At 67.9% G+C, this 17,673-nt stretch carries 20 protein-coding genes; 10 read left to right on the top strand and 10 right to left on the bottom strand.

Annotated elements, in window-relative coordinates; translation table 11 throughout:
* Positions 1-6: 6 nt before the first annotated feature.
* Complete coding sequence (locus ACSION_RS00430) at positions 7-495, bottom strand: ArsI/CadI family heavy metal resistance metalloenzyme (RefSeq protein ID WP_435304369.1); 489 nt, start codon at positions 493-495, stop codon at positions 7-9.
* The gene (locus ACSION_RS00425) at positions 492-830 is read right to left on the bottom strand and encodes an ArsR/SmtB family transcription factor (protein ID WP_435304368.1); all 339 of its coding nucleotides are present in this window, start codon (positions 828-830) and stop codon (positions 492-494) included. The genes ACSION_RS00430 and ACSION_RS00425 overlap by 4 nt, the downstream gene beginning before the upstream one ends.
* A 125-nt stretch (positions 831-955) precedes the next feature.
* Between ACSION_RS00425 and ACSION_RS00420 the strand changes: the two genes are divergently transcribed.
* The 4 genes from ACSION_RS00420 to fghA are packed head-to-tail and all read left to right on the top strand — an operon-like array spanning position 956 to position 3,785.
* Positions 956-1,231, top strand: a complete 276-nt coding sequence (locus ACSION_RS00420; RefSeq protein ID WP_435306627.1) for a metal/formaldehyde-sensitive transcriptional repressor — start codon at positions 956-958, stop codon at positions 1,229-1,231.
* 55 nt (positions 1,232-1,286) lie between these two features.
* Entirely contained in the window at positions 1,287-2,396 is a 1,110-nt protein-coding gene (locus tag ACSION_RS00415) for an S-(hydroxymethyl)glutathione dehydrogenase/class III alcohol dehydrogenase (protein ID WP_435304367.1), read from the top strand.
* An 8-nt stretch (positions 2,397-2,404) separates the two neighbouring features.
* Positions 2,405-2,950, top strand: a complete 546-nt coding sequence (locus ACSION_RS00410) for a GrpB family protein (RefSeq protein WP_435304366.1) — start codon at positions 2,405-2,407, stop codon at positions 2,948-2,950.
* A 4-nt stretch (positions 2,951-2,954) separates the two neighbouring features.
* Complete coding sequence (gene fghA, locus ACSION_RS00405; protein ID WP_435304365.1) at positions 2,955-3,785, top strand: S-formylglutathione hydrolase; 831 nt, start codon at positions 2,955-2,957, stop codon at positions 3,783-3,785.
* Between the two features lie 8 nt (positions 3,786-3,793).
* Here fghA and ACSION_RS00400 read toward each other — a convergent pair whose 3' ends face one another.
* The 3 genes from ACSION_RS00400 to ACSION_RS00390 are packed head-to-tail and all read right to left on the bottom strand — an operon-like array spanning position 3,794 to position 5,878.
* Complete coding sequence (locus tag ACSION_RS00400; protein WP_435304364.1) at positions 3,794-4,534, bottom strand: ATP-binding protein; 741 nt, start codon at positions 4,532-4,534, stop codon at positions 3,794-3,796.
* A complete protein-coding gene (locus tag ACSION_RS00395; protein WP_093488626.1) occupies positions 4,531-4,875 on the bottom strand; it encodes a hypothetical protein in 345 nt (114 codons plus the stop codon). The genes ACSION_RS00400 and ACSION_RS00395 overlap by 4 nt, the downstream gene beginning before the upstream one ends.
* Before the next feature lie 55 nt (positions 4,876-4,930).
* Positions 4,931-5,878 (bottom strand): DegV family protein, encoded by a 948-nt coding sequence (locus tag ACSION_RS00390; RefSeq protein ID WP_093488624.1) that lies wholly within the window; start codon positions 5,876-5,878, stop codon positions 4,931-4,933.
* A 261-nt stretch (positions 5,879-6,139) separates the two neighbouring features.
* Here ACSION_RS00390 and ACSION_RS00385 point away from each other — a divergent pair, with 261 nt between their 5' ends.
* Complete coding sequence (locus ACSION_RS00385) at positions 6,140-7,822, top strand: sensor domain-containing diguanylate cyclase (RefSeq protein ID WP_435304363.1); 1,683 nt, start codon at positions 6,140-6,142, stop codon at positions 7,820-7,822.
* 15 nt (positions 7,823-7,837) lie between these two features.
* On the opposite strand, the gene ACSION_RS00380 is transcribed toward ACSION_RS00385, so the two are convergent.
* Both ACSION_RS00380 and ACSION_RS00375 read right to left on the bottom strand, forming a co-directional pair.
* On the bottom strand, positions 7,838-9,106 hold the full coding sequence (locus ACSION_RS00380) for an amidohydrolase family protein (RefSeq protein ID WP_435304362.1): 1,269 nt from the start codon (positions 9,104-9,106) through the stop codon (positions 7,838-7,840).
* Entirely contained in the window at positions 9,103-10,524 is a 1,422-nt protein-coding gene (locus ACSION_RS00375; RefSeq protein ID WP_435304361.1) for an amidohydrolase, read from the bottom strand. Before ACSION_RS00375 ends, ACSION_RS00380 begins: the two co-directional genes overlap by 4 nt.
* Before the next feature lie 113 nt (positions 10,525-10,637).
* Here ACSION_RS00375 and ACSION_RS00370 point away from each other — a divergent pair, with 113 nt between their 5' ends.
* From ACSION_RS00370 to ACSION_RS00360, 3 genes are all read left to right on the top strand, one after another.
* Positions 10,638-11,414, top strand: coding sequence for an AMP nucleosidase (locus tag ACSION_RS00370; protein ID WP_162335905.1), 777 nt, complete (start codon positions 10,638-10,640; stop codon positions 11,412-11,414).
* An 89-nt stretch (positions 11,415-11,503) separates the two neighbouring features.
* On the top strand, positions 11,504-11,872 hold the full coding sequence (locus ACSION_RS00365) for a VOC family protein (protein WP_435304360.1): 369 nt from the start codon (positions 11,504-11,506) through the stop codon (positions 11,870-11,872).
* A 31-nt stretch (positions 11,873-11,903) separates the two neighbouring features.
* Positions 11,904-12,443 (top strand): DUF924 family protein, encoded by a 540-nt coding sequence (locus tag ACSION_RS00360; RefSeq protein ID WP_435304359.1) that lies wholly within the window; start codon positions 11,904-11,906, stop codon positions 12,441-12,443.
* 157 nt (positions 12,444-12,600) lie between these two features.
* Here the strand turns inward: ACSION_RS00360 and grxD are convergent, their stop codons facing one another.
* On the bottom strand, positions 12,601-13,530 hold the full coding sequence (gene grxD, locus ACSION_RS00355; protein WP_435304358.1) for a Grx4 family monothiol glutaredoxin: 930 nt from the start codon (positions 13,528-13,530) through the stop codon (positions 12,601-12,603).
* Positions 13,531-13,595: 65 nt separating this feature from the next.
* Between grxD and ACSION_RS00350 the strand changes: the two genes are divergently transcribed.
* The gene (locus ACSION_RS00350; RefSeq protein WP_435304357.1) at positions 13,596-14,408 is read left to right on the top strand and encodes a polysaccharide deacetylase family protein; all 813 of its coding nucleotides are present in this window, start codon (positions 13,596-13,598) and stop codon (positions 14,406-14,408) included.
* Between the two features lie 3 nt (positions 14,409-14,411).
* Here ACSION_RS00350 and ACSION_RS00345 read toward each other — a convergent pair whose 3' ends face one another.
* Positions 14,412-15,065, bottom strand: a complete 654-nt coding sequence (locus tag ACSION_RS00345) for an SGNH/GDSL hydrolase family protein (protein WP_435304356.1) — start codon at positions 15,063-15,065, stop codon at positions 14,412-14,414.
* Positions 15,066-15,160: 95 nt separating this feature from the next.
* The gene (locus tag ACSION_RS00340; protein ID WP_435304355.1) at positions 15,161-16,441 is read right to left on the bottom strand and encodes a pyridoxal phosphate-dependent aminotransferase; all 1,281 of its coding nucleotides are present in this window, start codon (positions 16,439-16,441) and stop codon (positions 15,161-15,163) included.
* A gap of 91 nt (positions 16,442-16,532) precedes the next feature.
* Here ACSION_RS00340 and rsgA point away from each other — a divergent pair, with 91 nt between their 5' ends.
* Positions 16,533-17,666 carry a ribosome small subunit-dependent GTPase A gene (gene rsgA / locus ACSION_RS00335; protein ID WP_435304354.1) on the top strand — a complete coding sequence of 378 codons (1,134 nt, stop codon included), beginning with the start codon at positions 16,533-16,535 and terminating at the stop codon, positions 17,664-17,666.
* Positions 17,667-17,673 lie beyond the last annotated feature (7 nt).

The following is a 17,673-nucleotide window of genomic DNA, read 5'->3' as shown; positions in this document are numbered from 1 at the left end:
CCATGCTCAGCAACAACCGGATCGGGGTGCGCAGCACGAGGTGCCCTGTGCGGGCATCGTCGGCATCGCATGCGGGTCCGGCGTGCAGCGGGCGCCGTCCGTGGCGCAGGCGGCGTCGCCCGCGTGGTAGGTGGTGGCATCGCCGAAGGTATGGAAGGTCTCCCAGCGCGTTCCCTGCGGGTCTTCCGTCCAGGCTTTGTCCGACGTGGCGTAGCAGCAGATCGTGGCTTCTTCCGGCACCACGCTGCCACCCGCGGCATCGAGGCGCTGGCCCAGGGCGCGGAGGCCCTCGGTGTCCTCGGCCTGCAAGCCGAGGTGGTCGATGCCGGGCGCACGCCCGGTGTTCGAGATGGCGAAGTTGATCCGGGGGTCTTCCAGCATCCACTTCGCGTAGTCGGGTTTGACGACCGTGGGTTCGGCGGCGAACAGCGCGCGGTAGAAGCGGATGCTGGCGGGCAGGTCCTGGACGTTCAGATGGACATGGAATCGGTTCATGGCGCGGCCTTCTTCGTGGGCTTGCAGGAGGGCGCGGGGGCGCACGAGGCGACGCCGCCGCAGCAGTTCTCGGTGAGGTAGCCGATCAGGCCGTTCATCTGCAGATAGTTGGCCCGCACCCGGATCACCCGACCCTCGCGCTGGTCGCTGACCAGGGCGCAGGCGCGCAGCACGTTGAGGTGCGCGGTCAGCGTGGCCGGAGGCAAGTCCAGGCTTTCGCGCAACTCGCCGACGGCCAACCCCTCGGGTCCGGCCTGGACGAGGGCACGGAACGCGGCGAGGCGGGATTCGTGGCCCAGAGCAGCCAGGGCTTTCAGTGCGGTCTTTGTTTCCATAATTCCAGAATATAGGAATTATTGATCCCGTCAAGAACGCCGCGTCGCCGTTGTGCCGGCAGGCGTTGGTAGACCGTTCGCGATCCATATACTATACCCCAGTATTGGATATGAGCCTGATCGCCATGCCGCACTCCGCCCATGAGAAGAAGCGCGTCCTTGCCCGCGTACGCCGCATCCGCGGCCAGACCGAAGCGCTGGAGCGCGCGCTGGAAGCCGGCGCCGAATGCGGCCCGGTGCTGCAGCAGATCGCGGCGATCCGCGGTGCGGTCAACGGCCTGATGTCCGAGGTCATGGAGGCGCACATCCGCGAGGAGTTCGGCCAGCCCGCGCAGTCCGACGCGCAGCGACAGGCGCGGGTCACCGAGATGGCGGGCCTGGTGCGCTCCTACCTGAAATAACCCGCGCACCGCGCACCACCCGTTTCACTTTCACTTGTCTTGCAGGAGTTGTCCCATGAAATCCCGTGCCGCCGTCGCCTTCGCCGCAGGCGAACCGCTGAAGATCGTCGAGATCGACGTCGCCCCGCCCCGGAAAGGCGAAGTGCTGGTGAAGATCACCCACACGGGCGTCTGCCACACCGATGCGTTCACGCTGTCCGGCGACGATCCGGAAGGGCTGTTCCCGGTCGTGCTGGGCCATGAAGGCGCGGGCATCGTGGTCGAAGTGGGCGAGGGCGTGACCAGCGTGAAGCCGGGCGACCATGTCATCCCGCTCTACACCGCCGAATGCGGCGAGTGCCTGTTCTGCAAGAGCGGCAAGACCAACCTGTGCACGTCGGTGCGTGCCACCCAGGGCAAGGGCGTGATGCCGGACGGTACCTCGCGTTTCTCCTACGAAGGCCAGCCGATCTACCACTACATGGGTTGCTCGACCTTCAGCGAATACACCGTCGTGGCCGAAGTGTCGCTGGCCAAGGTCAATCCCGACGCGAACCCGGAACACGTGTGCCTGCTCGGCTGCGGCGTCACCACCGGCATCGGCGCCGTGCACAACACCGCCAAGGTCCAGGCGGGCGACTCGGTCGCGGTGTTCGGCCTCGGCGGCATCGGCCTGGCGGTGATCCAGGGCGCGCGCCAGGCCAAGGCGGGCCGCATCATCGCCATCGATACCAATCCTTCGAAGTTCGAGATGGCGACGCAGTTCGGCGCCACCGATTGCATCAACCCGAAGGACTTCGACAAGCCGATCCAGCAGGTCGTCGTCGAGATGACGGGCTGGGGCGTGGATCATTCTTTCGAATGCATCGGCAACGTCAACGTCATGCGCGCCGCGCTAGAGTGCGCGCACCGCGGCTGGGGCCAGAGCGTCATCATCGGCGTGGCCGGTGCAGGCCAGGAAATCAGCACGCGTCCGTTCCAACTGGTGACCGGCCGCAAGTGGATGGGCACCGCCTTCGGCGGCGTGAAGGGTCGCTCGCAGTTGCCCGGCATGGTCGAGGATGCGATGAAGGGCGATATCGAACTCGCCCCGTTCGTGACCCACACCATGCCGCTGGACGACATCAACGAGGCCTTCGACCTGATGCATGAAGGCAAGTCGATCCGCTCCGTAGTGCACTACTGAGCCTTGGCGTGTCAGCGACGGGCGTCGAACTGCTGCCGCATGATCCAGCCTGGGCGGAGCGCGCCCAGGCCGAGGAAACCCGTCTGCGCGAAGTCCTCGGCGACATCCTGGTGGTCGTGCATCACATCGGGTCGACGTCGATCCCCGGCATGCCTGCCAAGCCGGTCATCGACCTGATACCCGTCGTGCGCGGGCTGTCGGCGCTGGAGGCGCACCGTGCCGGTGTGGAAGCGCTGGGATACGAGTGGTGCGGCGAGTTCGGCTTGCCGGGTCGCCGCTATTGCCGGAAGGACGATCCGCTGACGGGCGGACGACTCGTGCAACTGCATGCCTATGCCGAGGGCGACCGTGAGATCCTGCGGCATCTCGCGTTTCGCGACTTCCTGCGTCGCGACGCCGCGCTCGCGGCCGAGTACGCGACAGAGAAGATGCGCTGCCAGCGCCTTCATCCGGACGACTCGCGTGCCTACAGCGCGTGCAAGGCCGACTGGATCCGCGATGTCGAGGCGCGCGCACTGCGCGCCCGGACCTCTACCTTGCCTACGATGGAGTAAGACTATGCAACGCCTCGAACACCGTGCCTGCTTCGGCGGCTGGCAGGACGTCTATCGCCACCGCTCCGAGGTGCTCGGCTGCGACATGACGGTAGGCGTCTACCTCCCGCCGCAGGCCGAGCAGGGACCCTGCCCGGTGCTGTACTGGCTCAGCGGCCTGACCTGCACCGAGCAGAACTTCATCACCAAGGCCGGTGCACAACGCTACGCCGCCGAGCACGGGATCATCCTCGTCGCACCGGATACCAGTCCGCGCGGTGAAGACGTCGCCGACGCCGACGGTTACGACCTGGGTAAAGGCGCGGGTTTCTACGTCAACGCGACGCAGGCACCGTGGGCCTCGCACTACCGCATGTACGACTACATCGTCGACGAGTTGCCGGCCTGGGTTGAAGCCGATCCGGCGGCCAGCGACCGGCGCGCGATCAGCGGACATTCGATGGGCGGGCATGGCGCACTGACCCTCGCGCTGAAGAATCCCGGACGCTATCGCAGCGCCTCGGCGTTCTCGCCGATCGTCGCGCCTTCGCAGGTGCCGTGGGGACAGAAGGCGTTCACCGCCTACCTGGGCGACGATCGCGACGCATGGAAGGCCTACGACACGGTCGAACTGATAAGGCGCGCGCAGGAAAAGCTGCCGTTGCTCGTCGACCAGGGCGACGCGGATGAATTCCTGCAGGGCCAGCTGAAGCCCGAATTGCTGCAGGCCGCCGCTGCCGAGGCCGGCCACCCGCTGACGCTGCGGTTGCAGCCCGGCTACGACCACAGCTACTACTTCATCGCCAGCTTCATCGGCGACCACATCGCGCACCATGCTGCGGCCTTGAAGGCGTAGGGCGGGCTTCAGCCCGCCGATGATCCGCTCGTATGTGCGATGGTGGGCCGAGGCCCACCCGACGTAGCAGCCGCTAGCGCGTAGTCGGTGAACGCGAAGCGCCCATCGCGCAGTTCGGTGTCGCCCTGCGTGAGCGCGAGGGGCGCATCGAACATCGGTCCGGCCGATACGCAGGTGTGGAACTCGCCGTTCTCGCCGCAGGCATCGATCCGGGCAGGCAACTCGGCGAGCAAGCCACGATCGAAGTCGCGACCTGCGAAGCCGGCATCCAACTGCTGCGTATCGACACAGCACAACGGCGCGCGCAGTCCGCCGTCGATCATCTCTCGCGCCAGCAATGCCGTGCCGCGGCCGAACAGCGGCGTGACGACGTCCCAGCCCACGCGCGCCAGGTTCGCCACGCGGTAGGCGCGGATGTCTTCAAGGAACAGATCGCCGAACGCCATCGTGCGCAGCCCCGGCCAACGATCCTGCGCCTGGGCGATGGCATCGGCCATGGCGTGTTCGTAGTCGGTGTTCGAGCACTGCGCGGGAATCATCGCTTCCAGCAGCGGCAGGCCGGTCGCGCGCGCCTGCGCATGCAGCACGCTGCGGCGGATGCCCTGCATCGATACGCGTTCGTACTCGCGCGTGACCGTCGTCAGCAGGCCGACGACATCGACATCATCGCGTTGCCGCAACACGTGCAGCGTCCAGGCGGCGTCCTTGCCGCCGCTCCAGGCCAGCAGGACGGGCGTGCGGCAATTCAAGCCGCGGCGACGTCGCGCAGTTCCCAGGCGCCGCCGGCAAGCAAGCGCAGGCGATGCTTCAGGACATGGCCGGGAATGGAGGAACGCGCCACCAGCAGGATGCTGAGGTCGTCCTGCTGGCCAGCCACCGTGGCATCGGGATCCACGACGCCGAGGCCCGGGTCGACCTCATCGGGATCGTCCTGGCGTGCGCGCCAGCGCTCGAACAGGCTGCTCGTACGCAGCGCGTGCTGCAGTTGCGCCGCGAATTCCTCGGCGCCGTGCGCATCGAAACTGAACGCCGGATCCCCGCCGCGTGCGCGGGCGGGAGTGGGCAGACTGATGTAGTAGCGGACCGCCATGGCGCCCCCGGTTAAAGCCAGGGGCATAGCGTAGCCCCGCCGCGTTAGGCCGTCGTTATGTGGCCTTGAACGGCGCGGGCGGTGCGGCGAAGGCGGCCACGACGGCGCCCTTGCCCACGTTCACCATGCCGGTGAGGCTCATGACGCTTTCGAACACCTCGACCTTGTTGTTCTCGCAGATGTCCCGCAGGCGCTGGTAGCCCGGCAGGGCGCGCAGTTCCGACAGTTCGCCGCCGTAGCTCAGGCACACGGTGGGCGTCATCAGGCCGGCCATGACGCGGTTGCCGGTGAACTTGAACATCTGCTCGACTGCATTGTCGAAGCCCTTGATCTTGGCCACCGGCTCCGTATTGCCCGCGTGGCCGTACAGCACCGGCTTGATGTCCAGCGCGCTGCCCAGTGCCGCGCTCAACAGGCCCACGCTGCGGTCGCCCTTGGTGCGCGCGCGGTTGCGCAGGTAATACAGGTCGCGCGGGATCATGTAGCCGTGCGTGTTCTGCGCCAGTTCCTCCAGGCGTACGCGGATCTGCTGCACGTTGGCGCCGGCCTCGCGCATGCGCACGGCTTCCACCGCGGTGATGCCTTGCGCCGCGAACAGGTTCTGCGTGTCGATCACCCGCAGGGCGAACGGGGAGTTGTGGCCCGCCGCCTGCCGCACCGGCTTGTAGTCGTTGAGGATGGCGAAGCTGGCCTGCATCGCGTTGTCGTGGATCGGCGAACGCGTCTTCGTGATCGTCATGCAGAACACGTGGTCGTAATCGATCACCAGCTGGCCCAGGAACAGGTCCCGGATCTGGTTGACCGTGAACGGCGTGGTCTCGGCCTCGTGGCCGCGCTCGGCGACGTGCGCGTGCAGGAAGCTCAGCGTCGCCTGTTCGTCGCGATGGTCGGCGAGTACGGCTTCGCCGATCCGCACCGTGATCGGCAGGATGACGATGTTGTGTTGCTGCAGGTACTCCAGCGGCAGGTCGCACGCTGAATCCACGACTATCCCTATGCGCATTTTGCCCCTCCCGGCATCCGTCGCATCTCCCTCGGCCCGCCACGCTAGCCGACAACCGGCAGGCCGTCGCCGCGTAAACGCGTGAAGTGTGAAATAAATCACCTTTCCACGACTTGCGCCACAGTCGGAACGCGCTGCAGGTCCCGTCACCGATGCTTAATAAATCGCGGAATTAATGTGACCATCATCACATTAACGCCCCGGCTGGGCTTGCCCGCCGTGCGGTCGGGTCCGACACTCCGCCGGAAAGCAAGGGGCAACATGAAACAGGGGTGGTGGTCGCTACTACTGCTTTTGGCCCTGCTGCCCGCGTCCGCCGCGTTTGGGGAAAACATCGCGCGGATCGACCGGATCCAGCCATTGGCGCTGGAGCAGCAGGCCGGACAGCGTGCCGGGCTCTTCTCGGAACGTCGCTTCGAAGGCGACGACGATGGCGTGCGCGTGATCGGCAACGGGCAGTGGCGCGTGCAGCCTCGGCCCGGCGTGGCCGAACCGCTGCTGGTGGTCTACCACCCGTACACCGCGCGCGTGACCGTGCTCGACACACCGGACGGCGCGCCGCGTACCCAGGACGTGTTCCGCCAGGACCTGGATCCCCAGTACACGCGTCGCGCGCTCGTATTCCCCCTCGCGGGCGATGGTCCTGTGTACGTGCGGGTCGAAGGCGCCCGCTACCCGCTGCATGTCGCCGTCGAATCGCGGCCGCGTTATGCCGCCGCCGACCTGCGCCACCTGCGTCTGGTGATGCCGGCGATCGGCGCGGTGCTCGGCGTATCGCTGGCGGTGCTGCTGTTCTGGGCGATGCTGCGCGAGCGTGTCTATCTGCTGTACGCCGGTGCCATGCTGTTCCAGCTGATCTACGCGCTGTGCTCCTACGGGGAGGCTTATGCGTGGCCGGGGCTGGACGCGCTGGCCCGCTTTGGTGCCCAGGGCATCTGGGCGTCGGGCACCGTCGCCACCATCCTGCTGGTCTATCTGTGGCAGGACTACGCCAGCCTTCGTCGCGTCGCGCCACGTTTGAGCCTGCTGATGCGGGCCGTCGGCGTCTACGGTTGTGCCGCCACGCTGGTGCTGCTGGTACTGCCTTGGCCGGCGGACAAGGCCTGGTTTCCCGACGTGGCCAATGCGGTGTTCCTGATGACCAATGCCGTCGCGCTCGTCACCCTGGTGGTGGCATGGGTGCGCGGGCAGAAGCACGCGGCCTATGTGCTGATCGCCTGGGTGCCGTTGTTGGTGTTCACCATGTGGCGCGCCCTGCGTTTCAGTGGTGGCGAGCGTGCGGAGCCGTGGCTCGAATACGGATTGCCTTGGGTGCTGGCGTTCACCGCGGTGGTGCTGGCCCTGGGCCTGGCCGACCGCATGCTGACGTTCCGTCGCGAGCGCGACAGCGCGAAGCAGCACGCCGAGCGCGATGGACTGACCGGCGTGCTCAATCGCGGCGGTATCGAGCACCGCCTCGACTGGGCATTGATCGAACGCGAACGCGAGCGCATTCCCGCCTCGCTGTTGTTCATCGACCTCGATCACTTCAAGCAGGTCAACGACCGCCATGGCCACGCGCTCGGCGATGCCTGCCTGCGCGCGGTGACGCGCGCGGTGAGCGAGCAGTTCCAGTACGGCGACCAGCTTGGCCGCCTGGGTGGCGAGGAGTTCGTGCTGGTGCTTTCCGGCGTCGAACTGGCGGTGGCCGTGCGCATCGCCGAGCAGGTGGCCGCGCGCATCCGTCGCGACTGCGCGCGGGTCGAGGGCGTCGAGGTCGATCTGACGGCCAGCATCGGCGCGGCGCAGGCGCGCGATGGGGATTCGGTGGCGTCGTTGATTGCGCGTGCGGACCAGGCGATGTACGTGGCCAAGCGGGCCGGCGGCGACCGCGTGGTGGCCGAGGACGCGCCCTGCCACGATGCGGAAAAAGCGAAGGCGCCCGAAGGCGCCTCCGTCGACTGAACCACCGCGTTCGAACTACTTCGAGTACGCGCGCGGCAGCGGGCCCGCCTGCTGCAGGTAGCGGTCGCGCAATTCGGTCTGGCGCGAACGCATCGGTATCGCGCGGCCGCCCAGCCAGACCTGCTGCGCCGTGCTCGCCACGTCCAGCGGATCACCGCTCCACAACACCAGGTCGGCCAGCTTGCCCGGGGCGATGGTGCCGACGCGGTCGCCCACGCCGAAGGTCTCCGCCGGCACGCGGGTCAGGCCGGCGAGGCCGTCCTCCCAAGGCAAGCCGTTGGCCACCGCGTTGCCGGCGAGCTGGCGCACCTTCCGCGCGTTGTGCGACGCATCGCCCGCCTGCGAGAAGCTGACGCTCACGCCGGCCGCATCCAGCCGTGCGGCGTTCTCGAGCGTCGCGCCGATCTGGTCGAAGTCCGATGGCAGGTCGGCCAGCGCATCGACGAACACGGGCACCTTGGCCTGCGCCAGCTGCGGCGCCAGCTTCCACGCCTCCGCACCGCCGGCGATGGCGATGCGCACGTTCTCGCGTTGCGCCCAGCGCAGCAGCTGGCGGATGTCGGCAGCGCGGTTCACCGCCACCACGATGCGGCCATTGCCGGCCAGGTAGCGCGCCAGCGTGGCGCGGCCCGCGGGTGTCAGCAGCGCATGCGGCGAATCCACCGACACGCGGCCGCGCGCTTCGGCCACCATCTGGTCCAGCAGCATCCAGTGCGCGGCGCGCGACTTGCCGGCCAGCTCCGCGGTGCCGCTGCCCAGTCGTACGAACAACGCACGCGGCCCGACCGGATCGGCGCTGCCGTCCAGCCGCACCACGCCACCCTGGCCGGCGATGAAGGAGCCGCCCGTCGAGGCCGCCAGCAGGGTGAAACCGATGCCTTCCACGCGTGCCACCGGGATCACGATCGAGGCCGGGTTGTAGGCGAGCGTCACGTCGAACTCCGGCCGCATCGGCTGGTCTTCGAGCGTGACCGCGGCGTCGACCGTCGAGGATTCGCCGGAGACTTCCTCGATGCCGATCTCGGTGATGCCGCCGAAGAACGCCGGCGTCAGCGGGCGGCCCTCGGCGTCGACCACCGTCGCGGCGGCGGGTGCGGCCAGGCCGGTGCCGACCGCCTGGACCACGCCGTTGCGCACCAGCACGTCCGCGTTCTTCAACGTGCCTTGCGCACCGGCGGTATGCACCGTGGCATTGCGGATCAGCACGTCCTGCGCGATGGCAGGAAGCGCGGCGGCCAGCGCCAGCGCCAGCGCGCCGGTGCGGAGGATCGAACGACGGCTCATGGCGTCACCTCCTGGCCGAGCATGAAGTCGGAGACCGGTTGCCTGCTGCGGTCGTTGCGGTCGTAGAGACGCGCGCCGTCGATGTAGACCTGCTCGGCCTTCGCGTACACGCTGAAGGGGTTCTGGTTCCACACCACCACGTCGGCCATCTTGCCGGCCTCCAGCGTGCCGGTCCTGTCGGCGATGCCCAGCGCCTTGGCGGCGTTGCTGGTCACCCAGCGGATCGCGCGCTCCGGCGCGATGTCGCCCATGCCGGCGCGATGCGCGTTCGCCATCACCTTCGCCGCTTCCTGGTTGAGGCGTTGGATGCCTTCGTCCGAATCCGAATGCACGATCGCGCAGCTGTTGGCCGGCCGGTCCACGATCGCGATGTTTTCCTGGATGCCGTCGAAGGCCTCCATCTTGAAGCCCCACCAGTCGGCCCACAGCGCGCCGCAGACGTTCTCCTGCGCCAGCCGGTCGGCCAGCTTGTAGGCTTCCACGCCATGGTGGAACGCGGCGATCTTGAAGCCGAACTCCTTCGCCAGGTCGAGCATCGTCGCCATCTCGTCCGCGCGGTAGCAGTGGATGTGTACCAGGATCTCGCCGTTGATCGCGCCGGCCAGCGTGTCCAGCTTCAGGTCGCGCTTGCCGCCGGCATCGCCGCCGCTGTCCGTGCCTTCGCCGCCGCTGGCGCGCTCCCACCAGCGCTTCTTCTTGGGCTGCTGCGCCTTCGGGGCATTCTTCTTCAGGTACTCGGCGGCATCGATGAAGGCCGCGCGATAGCCCGCCACGTTGCCCATGCGCGTGGCCGGGCCGCTCTTGCCGCCGTAGACGCGCTTGGGGTTCTCGCCGCAGGCCATCTTCAGACCCCACGGTGCGCCGGGGAACTTCATGCCCTGGTAGCTGGTGGAGGCGACGTTCTTCAGCGTCACGCCGCGCCCGCCCACCAGGTTGGCCGAGCCCGGCAGCACCTGCAGCGAGGTCACGCCGCCGGCCAGCGCCGTGTGGAAGCCCGGGTCCTGCGCCCAGATCGAATGCTCGGCCCAGACGTTCGCCGTCACCGGCGCGGTCATCTCGTTGCCGTCGCTGTGCGCCTTTACCCCGGGGCTGGGATAGACGCCCAGGTGTGAGTGCACGTCGATCAGGCCGGGCGTGACCCACTTGCCGGTCGCGTCGATGCGGGTCGCGCCATCGGGCGCGGACAGGCCGCGGCCCACCGCCACGACCTTGCCGTCGGCCAGCAGCACGTCGGTGCCGTCGAGGCGCTCGCCGGTGCCGGTCAGCACCGTCGCGTTGGCCAGCAGCACGGGGCCGGACGGGACCGCACGGTACGTGCTCGGGTACGGGTCCTGGGTGAAGCGGGAGGCGGGCGTGGCGGCAAGCGCACTGCCGCCCAGCGAGGCCAGGATCAGCCCGGCCAGCAAGGTGGTTCGCATGATGTATCCCCTGGAAGACACACCGACCCTAACCGGCGACGGCGTGCGCTGCCAAGTGCAGGTGCCGCAGTCGTGCCAGAATTGCCGGACAACAACAAGAAAAAGAGGCTTCCATGAAGGACAAGAACGAAATCGTCGACAACTGGCTGCCGCGCTACACCGGCGTGCCCCTGGACCAGTTCGGCGAGCATGTGCTGCTGACCAACTTCGGCGGCTACCTCAACGTCTTTTCGCAGCTGACCGGCGCGCCCATCGTCGGCCTGGACCGGCCGATGGCCAGCGCCACCGCCGACGGCATCACCATGATCAACTTCGGCATGGGCAGCCCGAACGCGGCGACGATGATGGACCTGCTCTCGGCCATCATGCCGAAGGCGGTGCTGTTCCTCGGCAAGTGCGGCGGGTTGAAGCGCAAGAACGAACTGGGCGACCTGGTGCTGCCGATCGCGGCGATCCGCGGCGAAGGCACCAGCAACGATTACCTGCTGCCGGAAGTGCCGGCACTGCCCGCGTTCGCGCTGCAGCGTGCGGTGTCCACGATGATCCGCGACCTCGGCCACGACTACTGGACCGGCACGGTGTACACCACTAACCGCCGCGTGTGGGAACACGACCTCGCCTTCAAGGAGCGCCTGCGCGCGATGCGCTGCATGGCCATCGACATGGAGACCGCCACCGTCTTCGCCGCAGGCTTCGCCAACCGCATTCCCTGCGGCGCGCTGTTGCTGGTCAGCGACCAACCGATGATTCCGGAAGGCGTGAAGACCGAAGCCAGCGACGCCAAGGTCAGCTCGTCGTTCGTCGAGAACCACATCACCGTCGGCATCGAAGCGCTGAAGCTCATCCGCCGGAATGGCAAGTCGGTGCGGCATTTGCGGTTCGACGAGTGAAGCGCATCGGTCGGGCGTTGATCATCTCCACTGAACGTTGCCGCTGAGACGATGGCTGTTCCAAGGAGAGCCCACGCGGGAGGGAGTGCATGAATCTTGAAACGGTCGAGATGAAGGCCTTCGTTCCCGCGCGGGATCTGGCCGAGTCCATCGCGTTCTACGAGGCGCTGGGTTTCGGAGTGTCGATGGAGTCGGATGACCTGGCCTATGTCCAACACGGCAAGACGGCGTTCCTGTTGTCGCAGTTCTACCTGCGCGAGCATGCGGAGAATTTCGTCATGCACCTGCTGGTCGAGAATGCGGACGACTGGCACCGGAATGTCGAAGCGTCCGGCGTCGTCGACCGGTTCTCCGTCCGCCTCAGTCCGCCGGATGATCGGCCATGGGGCATCCGCGACTTCACCCTGATCGATCCGACCGGTGTGCTGTGGCGGATCGGGCATGTCCTTCCGGGTTAATGCCCATCGCCCTCCGAACTTGAGGTAGCGCATGAACGAATCCAACGACGTCATCACCTTCTGGAAGAATGCGGGCTACGAAAAGTGGTTCGCCAATGACGACGCGTTCGACGCTGAGTTCGACCAGCGCTTCCGTGGGCTGCACTTCCGTGCGGCACGGCGTGAGCTGGAGGGCTGGATGGGCGATGCCGAAGGGGCGCTGGCGTTGATCCTCTTGCTGGACCAGTTTCCGCGCAATTGCTTCCGCGAAAGCGCGCATTCCTACGCCACCGACGGGCTGGCGAGGCATTACGCCGCGCGCGCCATCGAGGCGGGCTTCGATACGCAGGTCGATCCCGTGCTGAAGATCTTCTTCTACATGCCGTTCGAGCATTCCGAGGCGTTGGACGACCAGCAGCGATCGCTGGACCTGTTCCGTGCCTCCGGCGACGAGAACTACATGAAGTACGCGCAGCTGCACTACGACTTGATCGCGCGCTTCGGCCGCTTCCCGCATCGCAACGAGGCGATGGGGCGCACCACGACGCAGGAAGAGCGCGACTACCTGGCTGGCGGCGGGTTCAAGGGATGACGTAGGGCGGGCCTCGGCCCGCCGGTGCATTGCATGGCGCCGTATGTGGTTCGACATCCGTGTCGGTGGGCCAGGGCCCACCCTACGAGACCGCTGATGGCATCCCACAAAAAAAGGCGGGCCGAGGCCCGCCTTTTCGTTTCTGCAGCGATGCGCGTCAGTACTTGCTGATCGTGCCGTCCACATCGTCGGCCCAGGCGTTGATGCCGCCGGTGATGTTGTAGACGTTCGAGAAGCCGAGCGCGCGGAACTCTTCCGCCGCCTGCTGGCTGCGGCCGCCGCTGCGGCACAGGAAGGCGAGGGCCGTGTCCTTCGGGAGCGCTTCCAGCTCGGCACGGCCGTTGCCGTCGAAGGTCTTGAACGGCAACTTCACCGAGGCGATGGCGCGTTCGTCGGCGGGGCGCACGTCGACCAGCAGCACTTCGCTGGCGCGGACCTTCGCATCGGCATCCATCGGCGACAGCGCCTGCACCGGCTTCGGCGCATTCGGGTTGTCGATCGCCAGGCCCTTGCCGCGGATGTCATCGACCCAGTCGATGGTGATGCCGTCGGCACGACGCGCACTGGCCAGGTCGAACTGCACGCGCACGCCATTGGACTCGCTGGCGATGGCGTTCGCGTCGAACTGCGCAAGCTGGAAGTTCGGCTGGAACTGCGCGTTGATCGACAAGGCCAGCGAAGCGCCCGGGCCGGCATCGGCCACGGCGTTCTGCAGCATCTCGGCGGCGGCCGGGGTGATGGTGATCGCCGGCGGCGTACGGTCCGGGGCCTGCAGGCCGAGCAGCGAGGCCAGTTCGCCGGAGTTGGTCATCTGCTCGATGATGTCGCTGCCGCCGACCAGTTCGCCGTCGATGTAGAGCTGCGGGATGGTCGGCCAGTCGCTGTAGGCCTTGATGCCTTCGCGGATCTCCTGGTCGGCCAGTACGTTGACGTGGGCGTAGTCCACGCCGAGCGCCGACAGCGCGCCCACCGCCTTGGCCGAGAAGCCGCACTGCGGCATGGTCGGCTGGCCCTTCATGAAGAGGACCACGCGATTGGACTGCAGGAGGGATTCGATGCGCGAGCGCAGGGCGGGGTCGAGGGACATGTCGGGTACCGGAATGCGTGAAGGGCTCTGAAGAAGGGATTTTACGCCCCGTGGCATCATGGGGCATGAGCACGACAGGAACACTGCATCGTCCGCCGCGTCGTCCCGGACTGATATTGGGCCTGCTGGCGCTGTCGCAAGTAGGCGTGGCCTGGCTGTGGTGGCGCTGGGGCTGGGCCGTGGGCCTGCCCGCCATGCTGGCGACCCACCTGGCCGTGGTCTGGGCCACGCTGTACCCGCGCGCCACCTTGCTGTGCCCGGCGCTGTCGCGGTTGCCGACGGACGAACGGGTGGTCTGGCTGACCATCGACGACGGTCCGTCCGACGACACGGCGGCGATGCTGGACCTGCTGGACCGGCACCGCGCCAAGGCCACCTTCTTCGTGGTCGGCGAACGCGCGCAGGCACAGCCGGCCGTGGTGCAGGCCATCCGCGACCGCGGCCACGGCATCGGCAACCACAGCGCCTCGCATCCGGACACGCGGTTCTGGCGCCTGGGGCCCGGCGCCATGGAAGACCAGATCGGCCGCAACCAATCGATCCTCACCGCGATCACCGGTGAAACCCCGCGCTGGTTCCGTAGCGTCGTCGGCATGACCAATCCGTTCGTGGGGCTGTCGCTGAAGAAGCATGGCCTTGCCCGCGTGGCGTGGAGCGCGCGCGGCTTCGACGGCGTCGACTGCGAGCCCGGCAAGGTGCTCGCGCGCATCACCCGCGACATCACGCCCGGCGCCATCGTGCTGCTGCACGAAGGCGCGACGCATGGCCACAACGTGGCGATCCTGGCGCAGTTGCTGGCGTGGCTGGAGGCGCAGGGCTACCGCACGGTGGTGCCGGAGCCCGAAGGCCTGCGCATGCCCGCGGTCGCGGTGGCCTGACGCCTAGCGGCCGGCCAACAGGTGGTGCGCCACCGGGAACGCGAGCCGCGTCCACTCCGTGTACATCGCCGCCGACGGATGCAGGCCGTCCTCCGCCACCATCGTGGCTTCGCTGCCACGTGCACGGCTGACCGGCGTGATGTCGACGAAGGCGACATCGCGTTGCGCGCAGACGGTGCGTGCAGCGGTGTTGTAGGCATCCAGTTCGCGCGCGATCTGCTCGATATCGCGGCCCGACTGCGCGCCGAACGGGGTCACGCCCCAATCGGGAATCGACAGCACCAGTACGCGATCGGGCCGTCCGCCGGCGAAGCCGATCGCGCGCCACAGCAGCGCGGCGAACTGCGTGCGGTATTCCTCCACGTCGCGGCCGCGGTACTGGTTGTTGACGCCGATCAGCAGGGTGACGAAGTCGTGCTGGCCCAGCGGCTCGGCGGCGGTGATCGCGGCGTCGAGCTCGTCGGTGGTCCAGCCGGTGGTGGCGATGATGCGCGGGTCGCCGACCAGCACGCCTTCCATGCGCAGCAGGCGCGCCAGCTGCATCGGCCAGCGGCCTGCCTCATCCACGGCTTCGCCGATCGTGTAGGAATCGCCGAGCGCGAGGTAACGCAGCTCGGTGGTGAGGGCGGTGGTGTGCTGGGCCGAAATCGTCGTCATTGACGCATACCCTGAATGTGGGAGCGACGTAAGTCGCGATGGACGAACGTGATATCCGTTCGCGACTTACGTCGCTCCCACAACGGCACTGCGGCTTACGCCGCTGCCGGCCGCGACTTGCCCTTGATCGGCACCACCTTGGTGGCGGCCTCGGCGCGGCGCGACAGGGCGCGGTCGATGCGGGCGAAGACTTCGCGCATCGTGGCCGCTTCCGGCAGCAGGGTGACGCGGAAGTGGTGGCGGTACGGCACGTTGAAACTGGAGCCCGGCACGACCAGCACGCCTTCGGTTTCCATGAGTTCCAGCGCGAACGCATGGTCGTCGAAACCCTTGGCGGCATCGCCGACCACCGCCGGGAACGCGTACAGCGCACCGGCCGGGTTGACCAGCTCCAGGTGCGGGCTGGCGTCGCAGGCGTCGATCACCGCGCGACGGGTTTCGTACAGGCGGCCGCCGGGTGCGCACAGCACACTGATGGTGTCGGGGCCGTTGACCGCGGCGTCGATGGCGTACTGGCCGGGCACGTTCGCGCACAGGCGCAGCGCGCTGAGCAGGTCCATCGCATGCAGGAAGTCGCGCACCACGTCGCCGTGGCCGGACACCACGCCCCAGCCCACGCGCCAGCCGCAGGCGCGATGCACCTTGCTCAGGCCGCTGAAAGTGATGCACGGCACGTCGCCCGCCATCGGTGCGACCGGAACGAAGGTCGCGCCGTCGTACAGCACCTGGTCGTAGATCTCGTCGACCATCAGCAGCAGGCGGTGCTTCGCGGCGATCGCCACGATGCGCTCCAGCAATTCGCGCGAGTACGTGGCGCCGGTGGGATTGTTCGGATTGATCAGCACGATGGCGCGGGTGCGCGAACTGATCAGTTGCTCGATCTCGTTCGGATCGGGCTGGAAGTCGTTCTCCGGATCGCAGCGGTAGTACACCGGGCGTCCGTCGTTGAGGATGGTGGCGGCCGACCACAGCGGATAGTCGGGCGAGGGCACCAGCACTTCGTCGCCGGGGTTCAGCAGCGCACGCAGCGACAGGTCGATCAGTTCCGACACGCCGTTGCCCACGAACACGCGGTCCGGGTGCGCGTCCGGCGTACCGCGCTTGGCGTATGCCGCGGCGATCGCATCGCGCGCCGAGGGCAGGCCCTGCTGGTGCGTGTACGGATCGGTGCGGCCCATGTCGTCGGCGATCGCGCGCTGCAGATGCTCCGGCGCACGGAAACCGAAGGCGCCCGGGTTGCCGATGTTGAGCTTGATCAGCTTCTGCCCCTGGGCCTCCAGCTCGCGGGCTCGCCGTGCCAGTTCGCCCCGGATTTCGTAGCGGACTTCGGACAGGCGTTCGCGCGTGGCGAGCGGTTTGACGGGCGGGGTGGACATGGCGGGACCGCAGGGGGCACAAAGTGGAAGGAGGGCCAGCTTAACGGATATTTAGCCTGCCCGGCCCCGCCGGCTTCAGCCCCCGTCTAGAATGCGCGCCATGCCCGAAACCCCCGTCCCCAGCGTGTCCGACGTCACCCTTCTGCGCGCCATCGGCTGGCCGTACACGGGGGAACCGACGGATGCCGCATGGCGGGACGCCATGGCCGCGCACCCGGCCGCGACCCCGGCACGGGTGAGCGAGCAGCACCGCTCCGGCTACGTGGTCGCCATGGCGCCCGGCGACGGCGTGAAGGCCGAGTCGCTGCCGGAGTGGCAGCGCCCGCGGTTTCCCGCCCACGAGCGTCCCGCCGTCGGCGATTGGGTGTTGCTGGAAGACGCGACGTCGAAGCGCCCGCGCATCGTCGCGCTGCTGCCGCGGCATACCGGCATCAAGCGCGGCGCGGCCGGCGAGCATTACCACCAGCAGGTGATCGCGGCGAACATCGATACGGTGTTCATCGTCTGCGGCCTGGATGCCGACTTCAATCCGCGCCGCATCGAGCGCTACCTGCTGTTGGTCGGCGGTGGCGGTGCGCAGCCGGTCGTCGTGCTGACCAAGGCCGACCGCACCGAGTACGCCGACGATGCGGTCGAGGTGCTGGCCGATCTCACCGCGCAGGGCGTGCCGGTGTTCACCGTCAACGCGAAGGACGCGTCCAGCGTGGCGCAACTCGCGCCGTGGCTGGAGCCCGGGCATACCGTCGTGCTGGTGGGCTCGTCGGGCGCCGGCAAGTCGACGCTGACCAACACCCTGCTCGGCGACGAGCGCATGAAGACCGGCGAAGTGCGCGAGAGCGATTCGCGCGGCCGCCACACCACCACGTTCCGCGCGCTGATCCCGCTGCCGGCGGGCGCGTGCCTGATCGACACGCCCGGCATGCGCGAGCTCAAGCCCACCGGCGAGGAAGACCTGGCCGACGGCGGCTTCGCCGACATCGAGGCGCTGGCCGAGCAGTGCAAGTTCCGCGACTGCTCGCACGACCGCGAACCCGGCTGCGCGGTGCGCGCGGCGATCGAGCGCGAGGAGTTGGACGAAGGCCGCTTCCTCAACTACCTCAAGCTGCGCGACGAAGTCGCCGCCGCCGCCGACAAGCTGGCGTCGCGCCTGGCCGACAAGGCGAACGCCAAGGTGCAGAACAAGGCGTTGAACAAACGTCTCACCGACAAGTACGGAAAGCGATAACGCCGTC

Source organism: Pseudoxanthomonas sp. LjRoot125, assembly GCF_964252705.1.
Classification (GTDB): Bacteria; Pseudomonadota; Gammaproteobacteria; order Xanthomonadales; family Xanthomonadaceae; genus Pseudoxanthomonas_A.
The sequence above is the reverse complement of the archived record's forward strand: the minus strand, read 5'-3'. Positions and strand labels throughout refer to the sequence as shown.

Excerpts from the sequence above, each read along its gene's own strand:
- ACSION_RS00415 (WP_435304367.1), top strand. The coding sequence starts at position 1,287 with ATGAAATCCCGTGCCGCCGTCGCCTTCGCCGCAGGCGAACCGCTGAAG.
- ACSION_RS00395 (WP_093488626.1), bottom strand. The coding sequence starts at position 4,875 with ATGGCGGTCCGCTACTACATCAGTCTGCCCACTCCCGCCCGCGCACGC.
- ACSION_RS00380 (WP_435304362.1), bottom strand. The coding sequence starts at position 9,106 with ATGAGCCGTCGTTCGATCCTCCGCACCGGCGCGCTGGCGCTGGCGCTG.
- rsgA (WP_435304354.1), top strand. The coding sequence starts at position 16,533 with ATGCGCGCCATGCCCGAAACCCCCGTCCCCAGCGTGTCCGACGTCACC.
- ACSION_RS00375 (WP_435304361.1), bottom strand. The coding sequence starts at position 10,524 with ATGCGAACCACCTTGCTGGCCGGGCTGATCCTGGCCTCGCTGGGCGGC.
- ACSION_RS00360 (WP_435304359.1), top strand. The coding sequence starts at position 11,904 with ATGAACGAATCCAACGACGTCATCACCTTCTGGAAGAATGCGGGCTAC.
- fghA (WP_435304365.1), top strand. The coding sequence starts at position 2,955 with ATGCAACGCCTCGAACACCGTGCCTGCTTCGGCGGCTGGCAGGACGTC.
- ACSION_RS00350 (WP_435304357.1), top strand. The coding sequence starts at position 13,596 with ATGAGCACGACAGGAACACTGCATCGTCCGCCGCGTCGTCCCGGACTG.
- ACSION_RS00390 (WP_093488624.1), bottom strand. The coding sequence starts at position 5,878 with ATGCGCATAGGGATAGTCGTGGATTCAGCGTGCGACCTGCCGCTGGAG.
- grxD (WP_435304358.1), bottom strand. The coding sequence starts at position 13,530 with ATGTCCCTCGACCCCGCCCTGCGCTCGCGCATCGAATCCCTCCTGCAG.
- ACSION_RS00340 (WP_435304355.1), bottom strand. The coding sequence starts at position 16,441 with ATGTCCACCCCGCCCGTCAAACCGCTCGCCACGCGCGAACGCCTGTCC.
- ACSION_RS00345 (WP_435304356.1), bottom strand. The coding sequence starts at position 15,065 with ATGACGACGATTTCGGCCCAGCACACCACCGCCCTCACCACCGAGCTG.
- ACSION_RS00430 (WP_435304369.1), bottom strand. The coding sequence starts at position 495 with ATGAACCGATTCCATGTCCATCTGAACGTCCAGGACCTGCCCGCCAGC.
- ACSION_RS00370 (WP_162335905.1), top strand. The coding sequence starts at position 10,638 with ATGAAGGACAAGAACGAAATCGTCGACAACTGGCTGCCGCGCTACACC.
- ACSION_RS00420 (WP_435306627.1), top strand. The coding sequence starts at position 956 with ATGCCGCACTCCGCCCATGAGAAGAAGCGCGTCCTTGCCCGCGTACGC.
- ACSION_RS00385 (WP_435304363.1), top strand. The coding sequence starts at position 6,140 with ATGAAACAGGGGTGGTGGTCGCTACTACTGCTTTTGGCCCTGCTGCCC.
- ACSION_RS00365 (WP_435304360.1), top strand. The coding sequence starts at position 11,504 with ATGAATCTTGAAACGGTCGAGATGAAGGCCTTCGTTCCCGCGCGGGAT.
- ACSION_RS00425 (WP_435304368.1), bottom strand. The coding sequence starts at position 830 with ATGGAAACAAAGACCGCACTGAAAGCCCTGGCTGCTCTGGGCCACGAA.